The following is a 20,337-nucleotide window of genomic DNA, read 5'->3' on the forward strand; positions in this document are numbered from 1 at the left end:
CCAGGCGGTGGGCCCGCCCGCGGTGGGAGACTTGCCACATGCCCCTCACCGACCCGCACGACGATCGACTCCCCGTGGAGGAGTCGGCCGTCGCCGTGCCGGGTGCCGGTGAGGACTCCGGGCCGGCCGAGCCGGAGCCGGTCCTGCCCGAGCCGGTCCGGCAGCGGATCGTGACGCTCACCGCGACGGTGCTGCCCGGGCTGCCCGTGGACGAGGTGCCGGTGCCGCTGCGCCGGGTGGCGAAGTTCGCCCCCAACCGGCGTGCCCGGCTGGGCGCGCCGATGATCGCCGCGCAGCTCACCGCCGACCCGCTGTTCCGCCAGCGGGTCACCGCCCGGGTGCTGGCCGACGCGGGCGACCTGGGCGCCGCCGTGGTCGAGGGCACCGCGCCCGCCGCCGCCGACCCGGTCGAGGTGGCCGCCCTGGCCTACCTGGCCCGGCCCCGGGGCTGGCGGGACCTGATCGAGGCCAGCGGCGCCGCGGTGCGCGCCGAGGCGGACAGCGCGGTCGTCGCCGAGCTGGTCCGGGAGGCCGAGCAGCGGGCCACCCGCGCCGAGCACGATCGGGCGGTGGCCCGGGTCGAGGCGGAGAAGCTCCGCGACGAGCTGGCCCGGGTCCGCGAGGAGTTGGGGCAGCTGCGCGAGGAGTCCCGGCAGGTCGCCCGTACCCTGCGCGAGATCCAGGCCCGGGAGCGCAAGGCCGGCGAGCTGCTGGCCACCGAGCGGGGCCGGGCCGCGCGGGCGGCGGCCGACGCCGACGCGGAGCTGCGCCGGGTCCGGACCCGGCTGGCCGAGGCGGAGGCGGCGGCGGGGGTGGCCCGGGCCAGCGCCAAGGAGGCCCGTTCGGTCGACGAGGCGAAGCTGTGGCTGCTGCTGGAGACCATCGGGCAGGCGGCGGTCGGGCTGCGCCGGGAGTTGGCGCTGGACCCGGTCGACCGGATGCCGGCGGATTTCGTCGCCGACGCGTTCGCCGACAGCGCGGCCGGGACGACCGGGGCGACCGGCCCCGCCACCCGCGCCCGGGACACCGACGACCCGGCCCGGCTGGACCAGTTGCTCGCGCTGCCGAAGGCCCACCTGGTGGTGGACGGCTACAACGTCACCAAGCGCGGGTTCGGTGAGATGTCCCTGGAACAGCAGCGCAAACGCCTGATCGCCGGGCTCGGCGGGATCGCCGCGCAGACCGGCGACGAGGTGACCGTCGTCTTCGACGGCGCCGAGCGGATGCACGGGCTGCCGCCGACGCCCCGGGGGGTGCGGGTGCTCTTCTCCCGCAAGGGCGAGACCGCCGACGAGCTGATCCGGCGGCTGGTGCGGGCCGAGCCGGCCGGCCGCCCGCTGGTGGTGGTCTCCTCCGACCGGGAGGTCGCCGACGGGGTGCGCCGACACGGCGCCTACCCGCTGGGCGCCGACTCACTGTTGCGCCGGCTGTCCCGCTCCTGACCGGCCGAGGCCGGTCCCTCGGGGTGTCGGCCCCGGGTGGGAAGGGCGTTTTGCCGCGACTGGCGGTATCCCGGGCAGGGGTGGGGCCGTCTTGCGGCGTGTCGGGGTGTCGGGTCGGGGAGGGTGGCGTTGTCGCGGCTGGCGCTGTCCGGGGGAGTGGCACCGGGTAACGACACCGCCAGGTGCCGCATGTCGCTGTTGATCACTGGTTGTCCGGTTCTGTCGTACCCGGGGGCTAGTGTCCGACCTGACCGACGGTGGCCGGGTGCTCGCGACGCCCGTCCCGGCGCCCGCCACCGCCGCACAGCTGTCAGGAGGCAGGATGCTGATCGACTGCGACGGGTGCGGGATCCGGGGGGCCGGCTGCTCCGGCTGTCTGGTGACCGCCCTGCTCGACACGGACTCGCCGGCGGCCCGGCTCGACCCCGCCGAACACCACGCCGTCGAGGTCTTCACGCGGGCCGGCTTCGAAGTGGAAGTGCTGGAGGTTACGACCCGCGCGGCTGGTCGCCGGCCGAGGCGAAGCCGCCGAGTCGCCTGAGCCGTTCGCCCCGCACCCCCGCCGTGCCGTCCGGCGCGGGCAATAGGATGGGCGCTCTCGGCGGGAGGAGCGGTGACATGACGGGCGTACGGTGCGCGGCCGGCGCCGCCCGACGTCGGGCGCGCGGATGACCCCGCGCGGCTGGGCGCTGCTGACCCTCGCCGCCCTGGTCGCCGGGCTGCTGCTCGCCGCGGCCCTGCTGATCCCCTGGGCGCGCCCACCGGCGCCGCGGGCCGACCAGCTCGCCGCGCTGCGCACGCTCCCCGCCGAGCAGGTGGCCCGGGGCCGCGCCTTCCACGCCGCGCTGCGCCCCGGCGGCTACGGCGCGCTCGCCGTCGGCCTGCTGGTGGCCCTGGCGCTCGGGCTGACCCCGCTGGGCGCGCGCCTGGTCGAGGCGGCCGGCCGCCCGTTCGGCGACCACTGGGTGGCCCGGGCGGTGCTCGGCGGGCTGGCCGTGGTGCTCGTCGCCGACCTGCTCACCCTGCCCTTCTCCGCCTGGCGGCAGAGCGTGCTCAGCCGGTACGGGCTGAGCACCCACGGCTGGAGCGGCTGGGCCGTCGACCTGCTCAAGTCGTACGCGGTCAGCGCGGTCATCGCCGCGGTCGCCCTGCTCGGCTTCTACACCGTGACCCGGCTGGCCCCGCGCTGGTGGTGGGCGTTCGGCGCGGCCGGCGCGGCCGGCCTGGTGGTGCTGCTCTCCTTCGTGCTGCCGGTGCTGGTGGAGCCGGTGTTCAACCGGTTCACCCCGATGGAGCCCGGCCCGCTGCGCCAGGAACTGATGAGCATGGCCGCCCGGGACGGGGTGCCGGTCCGCGACGTGCTGGTCGCCGACGCGTCCCGGCGCACCCGGGCGGTCAACGCGTACGTCTCCGGGCTCGGGCCGACCCGCCGGGTGGTGGTCTACGACACCCTGCTGCGGGAGGCCACCCCGGCCGAGGTGACAAGCGTGGTGGCGCACGAGCTGGGCCACGCGAAGGACCGCGACGTGTGGGCCGGCACGCTGCTCGGCGCGCTGGGCGCGGCGGCCGCCGTGGTCGCGCTGTACCTGCTCGGCTCCTGGTCGGCACTGCTGCGGCTGGCCGGTGTCGACTCGATCGCCGAGCCGCGCGCGTTCCCCCTGCTGCTGGCCCTGGTCACGGTCGCCGGGCTGGTCGCCGCGCCGGCCCAGGCGCTGGTGTCCCGGCTGGTCGAGGCGCGGGCCGACGCGCACGCCCTGACGTTGACCGGCGACCCGGCCACCTTCGAGGCGATGCAGCGCCGACTGGCCGGGGTGAACCTGGCCGATCCCGACCCGCCCCGCTGGGAATACCTGTGGTCGGCCTCGCACCCGTCCACCGTGGAGCGGATGGCCGCTGCCCGCGCCTACGCCAGGGAGACCGGCCGATGACCCGGACGTTGCTGATCACCAACGACTTCCCACCCCGCCCCGGGGGGATCCAGTCCTTCGTGCACAACCTCGCCGTCCGGCAGCCCGCCGGTTCCGTGGTGGTCTACGCCTCGAGCTGGCGCGGGGCGGAGAAGTTCGACGCCGACCAGCCCTTCGAGGTGGTCCGCGAGCGGACCCGGGTGCTGCTGCCCACCCCGCTGGTGGCCCGGCGGGCGACCGCCCTGGCCCGGTCGTACGGCTGCGACACGGTGTGGTTCGGGGCCGCCGCTCCGCTGGGGTTGCTCGCGGCCGGGCTGCGGCGCCGGGCCGGGATCGGGCGGGTGGTGGCGCTGACCCACGGGCACGAGGTGGGTTGGGCGGCGCTGCCCGGCGCCCGCGCCCTGCTGCGCCGCATCGGCCGCGGCGCGGACGTGGTGACCTACCTCGGGGAATACACCCGGGTGCGGCTGGACCGGGCCCTGCACGGGCTCACCGACCTGCGCCGGCTGGCCCCCGGCGTGGACACCGACACCTACCACCCGTCGGTGGACGGCGAGCCGGTCCGGGTCCGGCTGGGGCTGGCCGACCGCCCGGTGGTGGTCTGCGTGTCCCGGCTGGTGCCGCGCAAGGGACAGGACATGCTGATCCGGGCGATGCCGGAGATCCGCCGCCGGGTGCCGGACGCCGCGCTGCTGGTGGTCGGCGGCGGGCCGCACCGGGCGGCGCTGGAGAAGCTGGCCCGGCAGGTGGGTGTCGAGCGGGACGTGGTGTTCACCGGCTCGGTCCCCACCGCCGAGCTGCCGATGCACTACGCGGCCGGTGACGTCTACGCGATGCCCTGCCGGACCCGCAACCGGGGGCTGGACGTCGAGGGGCTCGGCATCGTCTACCTGGAGGCGTCCGCCACCGGCCTGCCGGTGGTCGCGGGTGACTCCGGGGGCGCCCCGGACGCGGTCCGCGAGGGCGAGACCGGATACGTCGTGCGCGGCCGGGACGTCGCCCAGCTCGCCGACCGGGTGGCCACCCTGCTGGCCGACCGCGACCTGGCCCGCCAGCTCGGCGCGGCCGGGCGGGCCTGGGTCGAGCGGGAGTGGCGCTGGGAGACGCAGGCGCGGCGGATGGCCGACCTGCTCGCCGGGTGATTGCCAGGCGCTCTGCGCGAAGATCGCGCTCTGCCCGGGAAGTAGTGGCCTCGGCGCGGAGCTGAGGCCACTACTTCCACGTTCGAGCGCGATCTTGCAAGCGGCCACCCGGCGTGGCACCGGGATGGGTCAGGCGATGGCCAGGACGGGCTCGGGCGGGGTGGTGGGCTGGGTCGGGCGGGACAGCCGCCCCGGCCACCAGGTACGCGCCCCCAGGTCCAGGGTCAGCGCCGGGACCAGCAGGCTGCGGACCAGCAGGGTGTCCAGCAGGATGCCGACCGCCACGATGACGCCGGTCTGCACCGACGGCACCAGCGGCAGCACCAGCAGCGCGCCGAAGGTGGCCGCGAGCACCAGGCCAGCGCTGGTGATCACGCCGCCGGTGACGGTCAGCGCCCGGAGCATCCCCGCCCGGTGGCCGATCACCGCCGCCTCCTCCCGGGCCCGGGTCATCAGGAAGATGGTGTAGTCCACCCCGAGCGCCACCAGGAACAGGAACGCCTGCAACGGGATGCTCACGAACAGGTGCGGGTGGCCCAGCGCGTCCAGCAGCAGGCCGGCGGCGCCCATCGCGGCCACGTACGACAGCACCACGCTGGCCATCAGCAGCAGCGGGGCGATCAGCGACCGCAGCAGCAGCACCAGGATCACCAGCACGACGGCGAGCACCAGCGGGATGATCAGCCGGGTGTCCCGGGTGACCGTGCGCTGCTCGTCGACCAGGGTCGCGGTCCGGCCGCCGACCAGGGCCTGCGCGTCGGGCAGCCGGTGCACCGCGGCGCGCAGCCGGTCCACCGTGTCCCGGGCCGCCGCGCTGTCCGGCGCTCCGGCGAGCACCGCGGGGACGCGTACCCAGTGGCCGTCGGCGGAGCGTTGCGGCCGGCCCACCTCGGCGACCCCGGGCACCGCGCGGGCGGCGGCCACCACCTGGTCGGCGGCGCCGGCGGCGGCCAGCAGCTCGGCGGGCGCGGCCATGCCCTGCGGGTAGTGCGCGGCGATCAGCCGCTGCCCGGCGACCGAGCCGACCTCGGTGGTGAACGACTCGTCGTCGGGCAGGCCGAGGCTGAGGTTGCCGATGCCGAGGCCCAGCGCGACCAGCGCGGCGGCGGTGCCCACCCAGACCGCGCGCGGCCGACCGCCGACCAGGCCGGCGATCCGGCGCCAGACGCCGTGGTCGGCGGCGTGGTCGCGGTCCGCGGCGGCGGCGGAGTACCGGGGCACGAACGGCCAGAACAGCCACCGTCCGAACAGCACCAGCACCGCCGGCAGCAGGGTGGTCATGGCCAGCAGCGCCGCGCCGATGCCGATCGCGCCGACCGGCCCCAGGCCGCGGGTGGCGGGCAGGTCCGCGGCGAGCAGGCAGAGCAGCCCGATCGCCACGGTCGCCGCCGAGGCGCACACCGCGCCGTACGAGCGGCGCAGCGCCACCGCCATCGCGGCGTGCCGGTCGGCGTGCCGGCGCAGCTCCTCCCGGTAGCGGGCGATCAGCAGCAGGGCGTAGTCCACGCCGACGCCGAAGACCAGCACGGTGAGGATGTTCCGGCTCTGGAAGTCGACTGCCAGGTCGGCGTAGCGCGCCAGCAGGTAGACCGCCGCCCCGGCGAGCTGGTTGGCGACCCCGACGACGAGCAGCGGGATCAGCCACAGCACCGGACTGCGGTAGGTGATCAGCAGGAGCAGGGCGACGGTGCCCGCGGTGGCCAGCAGCAGCGCCACGTCCATCCCGCCGAACGCGTCGAACACGTCGTGCTCGGCGGCGGCGTCGCCGGTCAGCGCCGTGCGCAGGCCCGGCGGCGCGCCGTCGACCAGCCGGTCCTTCATCGCGCCGACCGCCTCGGCGCGGGCGTCGTCGTCGGTGCTGACCGGGAGCGAGAAGAGCAGGGCCTTGCCGTCCGCGCCGGGCACCGGCGGCGACACCGCGCCGCCCTCGGCGTACCGGGCGAATTCGGCGCGGTCGGCGTCGACCCGGGCCCGGTCGGCGGCGGTGAGGCCGCTGTCGCGGACGTACACGGCGATGGCCAGTTGCCGCCGCGACTCCGGGAAGGCGGCCTCGGCCCGCTGCGCGGCCCGGCTGCTCTCGGCCCCGGCCGGCAGCGCGCCGAGCGTCGAGTTGTCCTGCACCTCGCCGAGCCGCAGGGCGAGCGGGCCGGCCACCGCGAGCAGCACCAGCCAGAGGGCGAGCGCGGCGTACCTGCCGCGGCGGCCGGACGGCACGCCGGCCAGTCGTTGCCAGGACATCTCGGGTTCCCTTCGATCGATCGGTGGCGGGGAGCCACGTCCCCGTCCTGCCGTCGATCCTTCGGCCCGCCGCCCGCCCGGGCAGGGGTGGCACCCCGCCGAGCGGGGTGGTGCCAGCACCACCGCTCGCCTGGCGGCGGTGCCGGAGAATGGGCCCGTGGACAGCTCGGTACGCGGCATCTTCCGCGAGTGGGTCCGGCCCGGCGTGGTCACCGCCGGGCAGGGGTTGCTGACCGCCCTGCTGTCGTTGACCACGCACGTGGCGCTGTTCGTGCTGTCGCTGGCGTCGCTGCTGCTCATCCCGGTCTTCGGCGTCGGGTTCGCGCTCTTCCCGGTGGTCACCGCCGGCGTCCGGGTGGTGGCCGGGGCGCACCGCCGGCTGGCCCGCTGGGGCGGGGTGGAGCTGGCGGACCCGTACCCGCCGGCGCCCGCCGGCGCGCAGTTCGGCACCTGGCAGCGGTTCCGTTGGGTGGTCGCAGACCCGGCCACCTGGCGGGACCTGGCCTGGTTGCTGCCCGGGGCGGCCACCGGCGGCGTGTGCCTGGCCGCGTTCGCCGTGCCGCTGTACGGCCTGGAGGGCGTGCTCGGCGTCCCGCTGGCGTTGTACGCCGCCGGTGTCGAGTACGGTTACGGCCCGTTCTGGCCGCTCGGCAATCTCGTCCAGGCGCTGCTCTGCCTCCCCCTGGGCGTGTTGTTCCTGTTCGCCGGGCTGGCCGCCGGGCGTTGGCTGGTCTGGCTGCACCTGGCCTTCGCCGGCCTGCTGCTGCCGCCGACCCGCACCGCCGAGCTGGCGTTGCGGGTCCGCGAACTCACCGTCACCCGGGCCGAGACGGTGGACGCCCAGGCCGCCGAGCTGCGCCGGATCGAGCGGGACCTGCACGACGGGGCGCAGGCCCGGCTGGTCGCGCTGAGCATGAGCATCGGCCTGGCCGAGCAGCTGGTGCAGCGCGACCCGGACGCCGTCCGGCGGCTGCTGGCCGAGGCCCGGGAGAGCAGCGGGCAGGCGCTGGCCGAGCTGCGCGGGCTGGTGCGCGGCATCCACCCGCCGGTGCTCGCCGAGCGGGGGCTCGACGGTGCGGTGCGGGCGCTGGCGCTGGCCGTGCCGCTGCCGGTGGAGGTGACGGTCGACCTGCCGGGCCGGCCGCTGGCCCCGGTGGAGTCGGCGGCGTACTTCGCGGTGGCGGAGGGGCTGGCGAACGTGACGAAGCACAGCGGGGCCACCCGGGCCTGGATCCGGCTCGGCCACGCGGACGGGCGGCTGACGGTCGAGGTCGGTGACGACGGCCGGGGTGGCGCGGACCCGGTGGCGGGCAGCGGCCTGGCGGGTGTGGGGCGACGGCTGGCAGCCTTCGATGGAACGATGGTGGTGACCAGTCCGGAAGGTGGACCCACCGTCATCAGCATGGAGCTGCCGTGCGAGTTGTCATCGCCGAGGACCTCGCCCTCCTCCGGGACGGGCTGATCCGGATCCTGGAGGCGTTCGGGTTCGAGGTGGTCGCCGCCGTCGACAACGGACCGTCGGTGCTGCCCGCGCTGACCGCGCACCGCCCGGACGTCGCGGTGCTCGACGTACGGCTGCCGCCGACCTTCACCGACGAGGGCCTGCAGGCGGCGATCCGGGCCCGGACCGAGCTGCCCGGGCTGCCGATCCTCGTGCTCTCCCAGCACGTCGAGCAGCTCTACGCCCGGGAGCTGCTCACCGACCGGCAGGGCGGGGTGGGTTACCTGCTCAAGGACCGGGTGTCGCACGTGGAGCAGTTCGTGGACGCGGTGCGCCGGGTGGCCGCCGGCGGCACGGTGATGGACCCGGAGGTGGTCGCCCAGCTGCTGGCCAGCCGGGCCGGCGCGGAGCCGCTGGGGGAGCTGACCGCGCGGGAGCGGGAGGTGCTGGGGTTGATGGCCGAGGGCCGGTCGAACGCGGCGATCGCCGGCCGGCTCTTCGTCACCGAGAAGGCGGTCAGCAAGCACATCAACAACATCTTCAGCAAGCTGCGGATGCCGCCGTCCACCGACGACAACCGCCGGGTGCTGGCCGTGCTGACGTACCTGAACGGGGACGACGGCCGGCAGGTGCCGGCCCGGGCCTGACGGGTCAGGCGGTGGTGCCGGTGAGGGCGGGGGAGCGGCCCAGGTGCTGCTCCGCCGGCCCCGGCCGGCCGAAATACCAGCCCTGCGCGGCGTCGCAGCCCATCGCCCGCAGCCGGTCGGCCTGCTCGGCGGTCTCCACGCCCTCGGCGGTCACCGTCACGTCCAGCGCGTGGGCGAGGGAGACCAGCGAGGCGAGGATCCGTTCGTCGGTGCGGCCGGCCGGGTCGTCGGCCGGCGCGCGCAGCCCGCTGACGAACTCGCCGGCCACCTTCAGCTCGGTCACCGGCAGCCCGCGCAGGTACGCCAGGTTGCAGTAGCCGGTGCCGAAGTCGTCGATGGCGATCCGTACGCCCCGGTCGGCCAGCACCCGCAGCGCGCGTACCGGCTCCTCGACGGTGCTCATCATGGTGCTCTCGGTGATCTCCAGCTGGAGCCGTTCCGGCGGCAGGCCGGTGCGGCGCAGCAGCTCACCGACCTCGTCCACCAGCCCCGGGCGGCGGACCTGCTGCACGGCCAGGTTCACGCTGACGAACGGGGCGCCACCGCGACCGGCCGGCCAGTCCCGGGCCTGCCGGCACGCCTCGGCCAGCACCCAGCCGCCCAGCGGGACGATCTGCCCGGTCTCCTCGGCCAGCCCGATGAAGGCGTCCGGGCGCAACAGCCCGCGCTCCGGGTGCCGCCAGCGGACCAGCGCCTCCATGCCCCGCATGGTGCCGTCCGCCAGCGCGGTCAGCGGCTGGTAGTCGAGCAGGAACTCGCCGCGCTCCAGCGCCGCCGGGATGGCCGCGGAGAGCGCGTACCGGTCCAGCTCCCGCTGGTTGCGCTCGGCGTCGAAGACCGACCAGCGGGCCCCGCCCGCCGCCTTGGCCCAGTGCAGCGTGCTGCCGGCGGCCCGCATCAGCTCGCCGGGGGTGGTGCCGCGCACCGGCTGCTCCACGATGCCGATGCTGGCCGAGACGGTCAGCTCGTGCCCGGCCACCACGGCCGGTTCGCACACCGCGGCCAGCGCCGCCTCGGCCACCCGGATCACGTCCTCGGTGCGGCCGGTGCGTTCGACCAGGATGGCGAACTCGTCGGCGCCGAGCCGGGCGACCAGGTGCTCGCCCACGCTGCGGCGCAGCCGCTCGCCGACGGTGATCAGCAGCAGGTCGCCGATCTGGTGGCCCAGCGAGTCGTTGACCACCTTGAACCGGTCCAGGTCGAGGACGCAGACGCCGACCCGGTCGGCGCCGTCGCCGGGCCGCGCGATCGCGGCGGCCAGCCGCTCGGTGAGCAGGGTGCGGTTGGGCAGCCCGGTGAGCGGGTCGTGGTTGGCCTGGTACCGGAAGCGGGCCTCGCTGTCCCGCAGCGCCCGCTCGGCGTGCGCCCGGGCCACCATCGCGGCCCGCCGGATGGCCTCCTGCTCGTCGAGGGTGCGGTCGCGCAGCGCCCGGGCGTACCCGGTGGCGACGGTGGCCAGCAGGCGGGCCATCCGGTCGTCGGCGTCGTCGGTGACCAGCCCGAGGTCGCGCACCAGCCGCAGCTGGATGACCTCGACCGTACGCCCCAGCCCCTCGGCCGAGGCGATGTGCGCGGCGACCAGCTCCCCGCCGACCTGCTGGCCGATGCGCTGGTCGAACGGCTCGGCGAGGAACGCCTCGGCCAGCCGCCCGGTGAGGTCGTGCAGCGTCGCCTCCAGCTGCGCCTGGGTCATCGGCAGGTAGCTGGTGCCCGACACCGCCTTGGCCCAGGCCCGGGCGAAGACCCCGGGGCAGGACCGGCCGGTCTGCGCCGACTCAGTCACCGACCCGCCCCACCCCGCCCATGAACACGGACCGTTCGGCGTCCTCGGCGCTCTCCGGTGACTCGGGTCGCCACTGCGGCACCCAGACGACCCCCGGCTCGACCAGCTCGAAGCCGGCGAAGAGGTCGACCAGCTCGGCGCGGCCGCGGATCCAGAGCTGGCTGTCGGTGCGCCGGTAGACCCGCTCCGCCTCGGCCCGCTCGCCGGTGCCGCCCCGCCCCTCGTCGCTGGCCTGGGACAGGGTCAGGTAGCTGCCGGGCGCCAGGGCGTCGCGCAGCCGGCCCAGGATCAGCTCCGGCCGGTCCTCGGGGGCGATGAAGTGCAGCACGGCCACGACCATCACGGCGACCGGCTGGGAGAAGTCGAGCAGCCGGGTGACCTCGGGGTGGCCGAGGATCGCCTCGGGCCGGCGCAGGTCCTCCTGGATGACGGCGGCCCGGTCGTTGCCGTCGAGGATCTCCCGGCTGTGCGCGACGGCCACCGGGTCGACGTCCACGTACACCACCCGGGAGTCGGGGGCGACCCGCTGGGCGATCTCGTGCACGTTGCCGACGGTCGGGATGCCGGAGCCGATGTCGAGGAACTGCCGCACGCCCGACTCGGCGAGGAACTGCACCACCCGGCGCAGGAACGCGCGGTTGGCCTGGGCCATCAGCGGGGCGTCCGGCACGGCGGTCATCATCGCCCGGGCCGCCGCCCGGTCGGGGGCGAAGTTGTGCGAGCCGCCGAGGTAGTAGTCGTACATGCGGGCGACGCTGGGGCGCTCGATGTCGATGGTGTCGGGAGCCCAGTCCGGCCGCTGCATGCCGTTACCCCTTTTGGTGGACAACGCGAGATATGGTGTGCCCTGTGGGTCACCCGGCGTATTGTGCCCCTCTCCCGCCCGGGTGAGAAGAGGCGGTCCGTCCTTTATCGCCTCACCTGGGCCGGTGCATGATCAACCAGGCGGGTGGTCGGGGACGCACGAGAGGCCCGCGCCCGGCGGGGTCACCCCGGCGAGGGCACGGACCTCCCGGTCGGCGCGTGGTGCGGCGGTCAGAACTTCGGCGCGTCCGGTGCCTCGAGCAGGCCGAGTCGCAGCGCGGTCATCAGGGCCTGGGCCCGGTTGGCGGCGCCGAGCTTCTCGTAGAGCTTGGAGATGTGCGTCTTGGCGGTCGACTCGCTGACGAAGAGCTGCTTGGCGATGCCGGCGACGCTCATGCCGTCGGCGAGCAGCCGCAGCACCTGACCCTCCCGTGGGGAGAGCTGCGGGCCGGACGGCGCCAGCCGCCGCTTCATCGCCTCGGCCAGGTCGGCGGCGGTGAACGCGCTCGGGGAGGAGGCGGCGTGCCGGGCGGCGGCGACGACCTCGTCGGCCGGCGCGGTCTTCGGCACGAACGCGCTCGCCCCGGCCTCCAGGGCGCCGAAGAGCTGGTCGTCGCCGGCATACATGGTGAGCACCACGATGCCCATCGTCGCGCTGGACTTGCGCAGCGCGCGGGTGGCCTCCAGGCCACTGCCGTCGGGCAGGCGCAGGTCCATGATCACCACGTCGGGCTGCAGGGCACCGGCCTGTCGCACGCCCTCCGCCGCGGTGGCCGCCTCGCCGACGACCTCGAACTGCCGGTCTCGCTCGAACGCGTGCCGCAGCCCCTTACGGATGAGATCGTGATCGTCGACAAGGAGGACCTTGGTACGGGTGGCCGGTGTCGGGCTAGTGGTCATCCTCGGGTTACTCCCCTTCTGCTGCTGCGGCGCTGCCGCGCACCTTATCGCGCCGGGGCGAGGAGCCGACCACCACCGCCACCGTCGTGCCGCTGGGTCGCCGCGGCCTGATCTCCAACCGGCCCCGGATACGTTCCGCCCTCTCCGCCATGATCGCAAGACCATAGTGCCCGTCGGGCCGCTGGTCACCGATGCCGTGACCGTCATCCGACACTTCGATCTGGGCGTACGGGGGGTCCACCTCACAGGTGACCCAGAGGTTCGAGGCGCCGGCGTGCTTGCGCGCGTTGGTCACCGCCTCCTGCGCGATGCGCAGCAACTCGGCCTCGGTCGCGGCGGGCAGCCGGGCGGTCGACTCGTCCAGCGACAGGTGCACCCGCAGCCCGCCGGAGGCGCCGACGGTACGGGCGTACTCGGCGATGGCGGCGGCCAGGCCGCCGTGCCGGTCCACCTCGCTGCGCAGCTCGAACAGGCTCAGCCGCAGCTCGGTGATCACCCGGGTCACCTCGTGGCGCAGGGTGCGCAGCGCCTCGGCGGTCTCCTTCGGGTCCTCGTCGACGTACGCCAGCGCGTTGTCGATGCCGTAGCCGACCATCACCAGCTCCTGGGCGACCCCGTCGTGGATCTCCCGGGCCAGCCGCTGCCGCTCCTCGTTGGTGGCCAGCGAGCGCACCTCGTCGAAGAGCAGCGCCGCCTCCAGTCGCAGCGCCGCCGGGCCGGTCAGCGCGGTCACCCGGGACATCACCGGCGCCGGGTACGCCTGCGCGACGTCGGTCTCCAGCACCACCAGGCCGACCGTGCGCACCCCGGCGACCAGCGGCACGATCAGCGCCGACACGTCGCCGCCGCGGTGCGAGCGGGCCTGCGACCGGCTCGCGGTGTGCGGCTGCTGGCTGGCCCAGGCGTCGGCGATCGCGGAGTCCGCGTCGAGCGTCGTCTCCCAGTCGACCCGCTCGGCGCCGATCTGGGCGAGCACCACCAGCCGCCCGCCGCCGCTGGCGGAGAGCACCGCGCCCCGCTCGGTGGGCGCGGCCAGCCGCAGCTCCTCCAGCAGGTGCTCGGAGATGCCGCCGGGGTCGAGGGTGGCCCCGGGCAGCTGCCGGGCGACCGTGCGCAGCTGGGTCAGCAGCCGGGTCGCCTCGGCGTACGGCTGGGGCTTGCCCTCGCCGCTCACCCGCATCACCCGGTGCAGGCTGCGGGCGGCGTAGAGGCCGAGCCCGGCCAGGACCAGCCACTGCGCGCAGACCGCCAGGTAACCGGGCTGGCCCAGCTGACGGCCACCGTCGACCACGGTGAGCGCCCCACTGACCAGCAGCGTCACCGCGGCGACGGCGAGCAGGCCGGCGCCCTCGCGGAAGGCGCGGCGCAGCGCGGTCACCGTCACCGGCACGGCGAGGTACGGCAGGACGGCGGAGGCGCCGATGCCGTCGATCGGGCCGCCGATGTCGGCGACGGCGGCGATCTGGCTGGCGGCCAGGCCGAGCACCACCACCTCGGCGACCCGGCTGAGCGGGCCGAGCCGGGGGTGCTGCGGGGCCAGCACGGCGGGCAGCCCGGCGACGGCGAGCAGGGCGATCCACCAGAGCTGGGCGGGGTCGCGGGTGGCGACGTAGGTGAGCACGGCGACCAGCGCGAGCATCACCAGCCGCGCGGCGGCGGCGAGGGGATGGGTCAGCGGTTGACCGGGAGTCGAGGCGGGCACGTGACGGATCGTAGTCAGCCGCGGTAGATCTCGGCGATCTCCGCCGCGTACGTCTCGTGCACGACCTGCCGCTTGACCTTCATCGACGGGGTCAGCTCGCCGGTGGCCTCGGTGAAGTCCCGGGGCAGGACGCGGAACACCTTGATCGCCTCGGCCTTGGAGACCGACTCGTTGGCCCGGTCGATCGCGCGCTGGATCTCGGCCCGCAGCGCCTCGTCCTCGCGCAGCTCGGCCACCGTGGCCCCGGTCCGGCCCTGCGCGGCCAGCCAGTCGGGCAGGGCCTCCTCGTCGATGGTGACCAGGGCGGCGACGAACGGCTGCCGGTCGCCGACCACCAGGCACTGGCTGACCAGCGGGTGCGCCCGGACCTGGTCCTCCAGCACGGCCGGGGCGACGTTCTTGCCGCCCGCGGTCACGATGATCTCCTTCTTCCGGCCGGTGATGCTCAGGTAGCCGTCGTCGTCGAGCCGGCCCAGGTCGCCGGTGCGGAACCAGCCGCCGTCGAGCGCCTCGGCGGTGGCCGCCTCGTTGTTCCAGTAGCCCTGGAAGACCAGGTCGCCGGCGATCAGGATCTCGCCGTCGTCGGCGATCCGGACGGTGACCCCGGGCAGCGGCCGGCCCACCGTGCCGATCCGGGTGGCGGTGGGCAGGTTGGCCGCGGCGGCGGGGGAGGTCTCGGTCAGGCCGTACCCCTCGCAGATGGTCACCCCGACGCCGCGGAAGAAGTGCCCGAGCCGGGCGCCGAGCGGGGCGCCGCCGGAGATCGCGTCCTGGCAGCGGCCGCCGAGCGCGGCCCGCAGCTTGCGGTAGACGAGCTTGTCGAAGAGGGCGTGCTGGGCGCGCAGGCCCAGGCCCGGCCCGGCGGAGGTCTCCAGCGCCTCGCTGTACGCGACCGCCACCGCCTCGGCCCGGTCGAAGATCTTGCCCTTGCCCGCCGCCTCGGCCTTCTGCCGCGCGCCGTTGTAGACCTTCTCGAACACCCGGGGCACCGACAGCACGAAGGTCGGCCGGAAGTCCTGGAGCTCGGCGACCAGGTTCTTGGTGTCCGCGCAGTGCATCATCGTGGCGCGGGCCTGCACCACGCCGACCTGGATGAGCCGGGCGAAGGAGTGCGCCAGCGGGAGGAAGAGCAGGGTGGAGGCGCCCGGGCCGAAGAGGTTGGGCAGCACCGGCACCGCGTTGGCGACGTCCGCGTACATGTTGCGGTGGGTGAGCACGCAGCCCTTGGGGCGGCCGGTGGTGCCACTGGTGTAGATGATGGTGGCGATGTCGGCGGCGCGGACCTGCTTGCGGCGTACCTCGATCTCGGCGGGGTCGACGGCCTCGCCGGCCGTGACCAGCTCGCCCACCGCGCCCAGCTCGATCTGCCAGACGTCGCGCAGCTCGGGCAGCCGCTCGCGGATTCCGGCCACCAGGGTGGCGTGGGCGGTGGTCTCCACCACCACGGCGACGGCCCCGGAGTCGGCCAGGATCCAGGCGGCCTGCTCGGCGCTGGAGGTCTCGTAGATCGGCACGGTCACCGCGCCGGCCGCCCAGATGGCGTAGTCGACCAGGGTCCACTCGTAGCGGGTGCGGCTCATCAGCGCGACCCGGTCACCCGGGTTGACGCCGGCCGCGACCAGGCCGCGGGCGACCGCGACCACCTCGTCGCGGAACTGCCGGCAGGTCACGTCCTCCCGGCCGCCGTCGGGCCCGGGCCGGACGAACTGCACCGCGTCCGGCGCGGCCTCGGCGTTGTCCCAGACCGGGTCGGTCAGGTTGGCCGCGTCGCCGACGGTGACGATCGGCGGAACGGAGAACTCGCGCACCTGCACTCCCTCGTGCTCGCACTGGCCGGGACGCCGCCACCGTGGGTCGGCTTGCTGGAAACCTACCTGTCCGACCTGACCGGGGTGGAGCGCGGTGCCGCCGGCCCGGTCCGGGTAGCCTCCCCCCATGGCGGACAGCTCCACCCAGTCGATCATCATCGGCGCGTCACCGGACCGGGTGGCGGCGGTCATCTGCGACTTCCCGAGCTACCCGGAGTGGACCGACGCGATCCGCCGGGCGGAGGTCGTCGAGGAGTACGAGGACGGCTACGCCAGCCAGGTGCGGTTCACCATCGACGCCGGGGTGATGGCCGACGAGTACGTGCTCGCCTACGAGTACGCCGAGGACCTGTCCCGGATCGAGTGGCACCTGGTCGAGCCGTCGCGGATGCAGCGCTCCCAGCGCGGGTCGTACGACCTGGTCGGCAACCCGGACGGCGGCACGACCGTGACGTACACGCTGGAGGTGGAACTCGCCGTCGGCATGCTGGGCATGTTCCGCCGCAAGGCCGAAAAGATGATCATGGACGCCGCGTTGAAGCAGCTCAAGCGCCGGGTAGAAACACCCGGTGCGGCGCACTGACCCGACCACCGGCGGCCCGGTCGCCACCTTGGAGGAACCGACCATGGGGGGTACGGAGCCGGGCTCGGCCCGGGAAGAGGCGGAACGGCTGGTCGCCGCGCTGCTGGCGATGACCCGGCCACCCGCCGCCGGTGCCGCTGCGGCCGGCTGGGGCTCGCTGGGTGGGATCATCTCGGGTGTCCTCAATCACACCGGAGAGCGGTCCGTCCCCGGTCCCGGGCCGACCGCCCGGCCGGCGGGCGGCGGATTCGCCACCGGCGCCCCGGAATGCTGCGTGTGCCCGATCTGCCGGGGTATCGCCGCGGTACGCGACCCGAGTCCGGAATTCGCCGAGCGGCTCGCCACCGGCGCGGGCGATCTGGCCGCCGGGGTGGCCAGCCTGCTGCGCGCCTTCGGCTCCGCCGGCGCCCCGTCCCCGACCCCGGACGACCGGGCCCGCGCCACCCCCGGTGACGCCGATGGGGATCATGTGTGGCGCGAGGCCACCCGGACCGGGCATGATTCTCAGCCGGCACCCGAGCAGGACGTGTGGTCCGCCGCCACCCGGGGGGAGGGCTCGGCCGACCCGGGTGCCCCCGTACCGCCCGCCGACGGGCCCGACGCGCCGGTGACCGACCGGTCGCCGGCCGACCGTCCCGTGGTGCCCGCCTCGCGGGCGTCCGGCGAGGCGGGCGGGGACGCGCCAGGCGACGAGGCCTGACCACCGGACATCCGGCATCGTACGGCCGGCTCGGCCGAGGCCGGGCAGCACAGCAGAGGGGAGTGGCAGCGGTGACGCTGACCATCGGAGTCGACGTCGGTGGCACGAAGGTGGCCGGCGGTGTCGTGGACGACACCGGCACGGTCCTCGTGCAGGTCCGACGGGACACCCCCGCCGACGACGTGGCGAAGACCCGCGACGTCATCATCGAGGTGGTCACCGAGCTGGCCGCCAACCACGCCGTCGAGGCGGTCGGTATCGGCGCCGCCGGCTGGATCGACGCCAGTCGCTCCACCGTGCTGTTCGCGCCGAACCTGGCCTGGCGGGACGAGCCGCTGCGCGAGTACGTCAGCGGCGCCGTCGGCAAGCCGGTCATCGTGGAGAACGACGGCAATGTCGCGGCCTGGGCCGAGTTCCGGCACGGCGCCGCCCGCGACGCCGACGACTCGATGGTGATGTTCACCATCGGCACCGGCGTCGGCGGCGGGATCGTGCTCGGCGGCGAGCTGGTCCGCGGCGCCAACGGCATCGCCGCCGAGCTGGGCCACATGCTCACCGTCCCGGACGGCCACCAGTGTGGCTGCGGCCGGCTCGGCTGCATCGAGCAGTACGCCAGCGGCAGCGCGCTGGTCCGCTTCGCCCGGGCCGCCGCCCGCCAGGAGCCGCAGCGCGCCGTCGCCCTGCTGGACCTCGCCGGCGGGGAGGCCGACGCGATCACCGGCCCGATGGTGACCACCGCGGCGCAGGGCGGCGACCCGGTCTCCGCGGAGGCGTTCGCCCAGGTCGGCCGCTGGCTCGGCACCAGCCTGGCGGACATGGCCCAGATCCTCGACCCGCAGGTCCTGGTGGTCGGCGGTGGCGTGGTGGACGCCGGTGACCTGCTGATGGGCCCGACCCGCCGCTCGTTCACCGAGGCGCTGGCCCAGCGCAGCCGGCTGCCGGTCGCCGAGATCCGCCCGGCCGAGCTGGGCAACAGCGCCGGCGTGATCGGCGCGGCCGACCTCGCCCGCCGGCTGTAGGGGTGGCGCCGGTGACCCACGACCAGGGCGTGCCGCTGCGCGTCGTGTCGTACAACATCCACACCCAGCGCGACGACACGGCCGCGCTGGCCGAGGTGGTCCGGACGGCCCGGCCGGACGTGGTGATCGTGCAGGAGGGACCGCGCCGGTTCCGCTGGCGGCAGAAGTCGGCCTCGCTGGCCGCCTCGTTCGGCCTCACGGTCGCCGCCGGCGGGCTGCCGTCGCTGGGCAACCTGCTGCTGTGCAGCCTGCGGGTGCGGGTGCGGTCGACCCGGTGCACCCGGTACCCGCTGACCCCCGGCCGGCACCTGCGCGGCGCGGCGTACGCCGAGTGCGAGGTCGGCGGCGCCCGGTTCCTGCTGGCCGGCTCGCACCTGTCCACCGACCCGGCCGAGCGGCCGGCGCAGGCGGCGGCGTTCAAGCGGGAGCTGGCCGCGGCCACGCTGCCGGTGGTGGCCGGCGCCGACCTGAACGAGGGGCCGGGCGGCCCGGCCTGGCGGACCGTGGCGGACGGGCTGACCGACACCGCGGTGGCGATGGACCGGGCGGACCGGCACACGTACTCGTGCGCGAACCCGCGCCGCCGCATCGACGCCCTCTTCGTCGACCCGGGGATCGCCGTGGTCGACTACGACGTGGTCGACACGCCGCAGACCCGGCGGGCCAGCGACCACTTCCCGATCCTGGTCGACCTGCTGCTGCCGGTCGCCGGCTGACCGGCGCGGCGGGACGGGGCTGGACAACCGGGGCGGATCTGGGCAGGATTTCGCAGCGACCCCGGCGCTCGTGCCGTACGAAGGAGAATCCGGTGTCCCCCTCCCCCGAGCACGACCGGTCCGGACCGCAACCGGCCCCGCTCGCCCCGACCCGCGACGGCCGTCCGGTCTCCGACCGGGGCGACACGGTCTGCGTCATCGGCGCCGGCGCGAGCGGCCTCACCGCCGTGAAGAACCTGCGTGAGCACGGCTTCGGCGTCGACTGCTACGAGCGGGAGACCGGCGTCGGCGGCGCGTGGAACTGGCGGCACGACCGCAGCCCGGTGTACGCCAGCACCCACCTGATCTCGTCGCGGCCGTTCACCCAGTTCCCGGACTTCCCGATGCCGGACTCCTGGCCGGACTACCCGCACCACAGCCAGCTGCTGTCCTACTTCGAGCGGTACGCCGACCACTTCGACCTGCGCCAGCACATCTGGTTCGGCACCGAGGTGGTGCGGGTCGAACCGGCCGAGGGACAGCGGTGGGACGTGACCACCCGCAGCACCGGCGGGTACGGCCCCGAGCGGACCTCCCGGTACGCCGCGGTGGTGGTGGCCAACGGGCACAACTGGTCGCCGAAGCTGCCCCGCTACGAGGGGCTCGAAGAGTTCCGGGGCGAGGTCATGCACGCCTCGTCCTACCAGGACCCGGCGCAGCTGCGCGGCAAGCGGGTGCTGGTGGTCGGCGCGGGCAACACCGGCTGCGACATCGCGGTCGAGGCGGCCCAGCAGGCGTCGCACTGCTGGCACTCCACCCGCCGCGGCTACTGGTACGCCCCGAAGTATGTCCTCGGCCGCCCCGCCGACCAGGTAAACGACACCCTGCTGGCGCTGCGGGTGCCGCTGCGGGTGCGCCAGTGGCTCTACCACCTCACCCTGCGGCTGACCGTCGGCGACCTCACCCGGTTCGGGTTGCCCGCGCCGGACCACCGGGTCTACGAGACCCACCCGATCGCCAACAGCCAGCTGGTCTACTACGTCGGGCATGGCGAGATCGCCCCGGTGCCGGACGTGGCCCGGTTCCACGACCGGACGGTGGAGCTGACCGACGGCCGGCGGATCGACCCGGAGCTGGTCGTGTTCGCCACCGGCTACCTGCCGCGGTTCGAGTTCCTCGACCCGAAGCTGCTCGGCGACGAGGGGGCGGAGGGACGGCCCCGGCTGTGGCTCAACGCGTTCGTGCCCGGCCACCCGACCCTCGCCGTGGTCGGCCTGGTGCAGCCCGACTCCGGCATCTTCCCCCTGTCGCACTGGCAGGCGGTGCTCTTCGCCCGGCTGCTGCGGGCCCGGCTGGCCTGCCCGGAGCGGGCCGCCGCGTTCGCCCAGCGGGTCACCGCCGGGGCGGGGGAGCGCTACTCCGGGGCGGTCAAGGACAGCAGCCGGCACTGGTTCGAGGTGGGCCACGCCGACTACCTGCGCGCGCTGGAACGCGCGTTGCGCGAGCTGGAGGCGGGCGGCCGGTGA

General features: G+C 75.2%; 17 protein-coding genes. 11 read left to right on the forward strand and 6 right to left on the reverse strand.

The genetic code is table 11. The annotated features are described in order from the left end of the window. The first annotated feature begins 38 nt into the window (after positions 1-38). The 4 genes from K7640_RS28825 to K7640_RS28840 all read left to right on the forward strand — a co-directional run bounded on the left by K7640_RS28825 (position 39) and on the right by K7640_RS28840 (position 4,491). Positions 39-1,442: an NYN domain-containing protein gene (locus K7640_RS28825; protein WP_222958095.1), complete on the forward strand. Its 1,404-nt coding sequence runs from the start codon at positions 39-41 to the stop codon at positions 1,440-1,442. A gap of 322 nt (positions 1,443-1,764) precedes the next feature. Further along, the gene (locus tag K7640_RS28830) at positions 1,765-1,983 is read left to right on the forward strand and encodes a hypothetical protein (RefSeq protein WP_222958113.1); all 219 of its coding nucleotides are present in this window, start codon (positions 1,765-1,767) and stop codon (positions 1,981-1,983) included. 127 nt (positions 1,984-2,110) lie between these two features. Continuing rightward, complete coding sequence (locus K7640_RS28835; protein WP_222958096.1) at positions 2,111-3,370, forward strand: M48 family metalloprotease; 1,260 nt, start codon at positions 2,111-2,113, stop codon at positions 3,368-3,370. After that, on the forward strand, positions 3,367-4,491 hold the full coding sequence (locus tag K7640_RS28840) for a glycosyltransferase family 4 protein (RefSeq protein ID WP_222958097.1): 1,125 nt from the start codon (positions 3,367-3,369) through the stop codon (positions 4,489-4,491). The genes K7640_RS28835 and K7640_RS28840 overlap by 4 nt, the downstream gene beginning before the upstream one ends. A gap of 129 nt (positions 4,492-4,620) precedes the next feature. Here K7640_RS28840 and K7640_RS28845 read toward each other — a convergent pair whose 3' ends face one another. Further along, positions 4,621-6,729, reverse strand: a complete 2,109-nt coding sequence (locus K7640_RS28845; protein ID WP_222958098.1) for an MMPL family transporter — start codon at positions 6,727-6,729, stop codon at positions 4,621-4,623. 157 nt (positions 6,730-6,886) lie between these two features. Here K7640_RS28845 and K7640_RS28850 point away from each other — a divergent pair, with 157 nt between their 5' ends. Then, on the forward strand, positions 6,887-8,191 hold the full coding sequence (locus K7640_RS28850) for a sensor domain-containing protein (RefSeq protein WP_308042834.1): 1,305 nt from the start codon (positions 6,887-6,889) through the stop codon (positions 8,189-8,191). Next, positions 8,143-8,817 carry a response regulator transcription factor gene (locus tag K7640_RS28855; RefSeq protein WP_222958099.1) on the forward strand — a complete coding sequence of 225 codons (675 nt, stop codon included), beginning with the start codon at positions 8,143-8,145 and terminating at the stop codon, positions 8,815-8,817. Before K7640_RS28850 ends, K7640_RS28855 begins: the two co-directional genes overlap by 49 nt. Positions 8,818-8,821: 4 nt before the next feature. On the opposite strand, the gene K7640_RS28860 is transcribed toward K7640_RS28855, so the two are convergent. The 5 genes from K7640_RS28860 to K7640_RS28880 all read right to left on the reverse strand — a co-directional run bounded on the left by K7640_RS28860 (position 8,822) and on the right by K7640_RS28880 (position 15,814). Further along, positions 8,822-10,510: a bifunctional diguanylate cyclase/phosphodiesterase gene (locus tag K7640_RS28860; RefSeq protein WP_222958115.1), complete on the reverse strand. Its 1,689-nt coding sequence runs from the start codon at positions 10,508-10,510 to the stop codon at positions 8,822-8,824. Between the two features lie 82 nt (positions 10,511-10,592). Continuing rightward, on the reverse strand, positions 10,593-11,405 hold the full coding sequence (locus K7640_RS28865) for an SAM-dependent methyltransferase (RefSeq protein ID WP_222958100.1): 813 nt from the start codon (positions 11,403-11,405) through the stop codon (positions 10,593-10,595). Positions 11,406-11,635: 230 nt separating this feature from the next. Further along, positions 11,636-12,304 (reverse strand): response regulator transcription factor, encoded by a 669-nt coding sequence (locus K7640_RS28870; protein ID WP_088972416.1) that lies wholly within the window; start codon positions 12,302-12,304, stop codon positions 11,636-11,638. Positions 12,305-12,311: 7 nt separating this feature from the next. Then, positions 12,312-14,006 (reverse strand): GAF domain-containing sensor histidine kinase, encoded by a 1,695-nt coding sequence (locus K7640_RS28875; protein WP_222958101.1) that lies wholly within the window; start codon positions 14,004-14,006, stop codon positions 12,312-12,314. A 14-nt stretch (positions 14,007-14,020) separates the two neighbouring features. Further along, positions 14,021-15,814: a long-chain fatty acid--CoA ligase gene (locus tag K7640_RS28880; RefSeq protein ID WP_222958102.1), complete on the reverse strand. Its 1,794-nt coding sequence runs from the start codon at positions 15,812-15,814 to the stop codon at positions 14,021-14,023. Positions 15,815-15,941: 127 nt separating this feature from the next. On the opposite strand from K7640_RS28880, the gene K7640_RS28885 reads away from it, so the two are divergent. From K7640_RS28885 to K7640_RS28905, 5 genes are all read left to right on the forward strand, one after another. Then, positions 15,942-16,397 carry an SRPBCC family protein gene (locus K7640_RS28885; protein WP_222958103.1) on the forward strand — a complete coding sequence of 152 codons (456 nt, stop codon included), beginning with the start codon at positions 15,942-15,944 and terminating at the stop codon, positions 16,395-16,397. A 43-nt stretch (positions 16,398-16,440) separates the two neighbouring features. Continuing rightward, a complete protein-coding gene (locus tag K7640_RS28890; protein ID WP_222958116.1) occupies positions 16,441-17,097 on the forward strand; it encodes a hypothetical protein in 657 nt (218 codons plus the stop codon). A 62-nt stretch (positions 17,098-17,159) separates the two neighbouring features. Further along, positions 17,160-18,116 carry an ROK family glucokinase gene (locus K7640_RS28895; RefSeq protein WP_222958104.1) on the forward strand — a complete coding sequence of 319 codons (957 nt, stop codon included), beginning with the start codon at positions 17,160-17,162 and terminating at the stop codon, positions 18,114-18,116. Positions 18,117-18,127: 11 nt separating this feature from the next. Further along, positions 18,128-18,832 carry an endonuclease/exonuclease/phosphatase family protein gene (locus K7640_RS28900; protein ID WP_308042837.1) on the forward strand — a complete coding sequence of 235 codons (705 nt, stop codon included), beginning with the start codon at positions 18,128-18,130 and terminating at the stop codon, positions 18,830-18,832. Between the two features lie 92 nt (positions 18,833-18,924). After that, the gene (locus tag K7640_RS28905) at positions 18,925-20,337 is read left to right on the forward strand and encodes an NAD(P)/FAD-dependent oxidoreductase (protein WP_222958105.1); all 1,413 of its coding nucleotides are present in this window, start codon (positions 18,925-18,927) and stop codon (positions 20,335-20,337) included.

The organism is Micromonospora sp. PLK6-60 (assembly GCF_019890675.1).
Taxonomy (GTDB): domain Bacteria; phylum Actinomycetota; class Actinomycetes; order Mycobacteriales; family Micromonosporaceae; genus Micromonospora.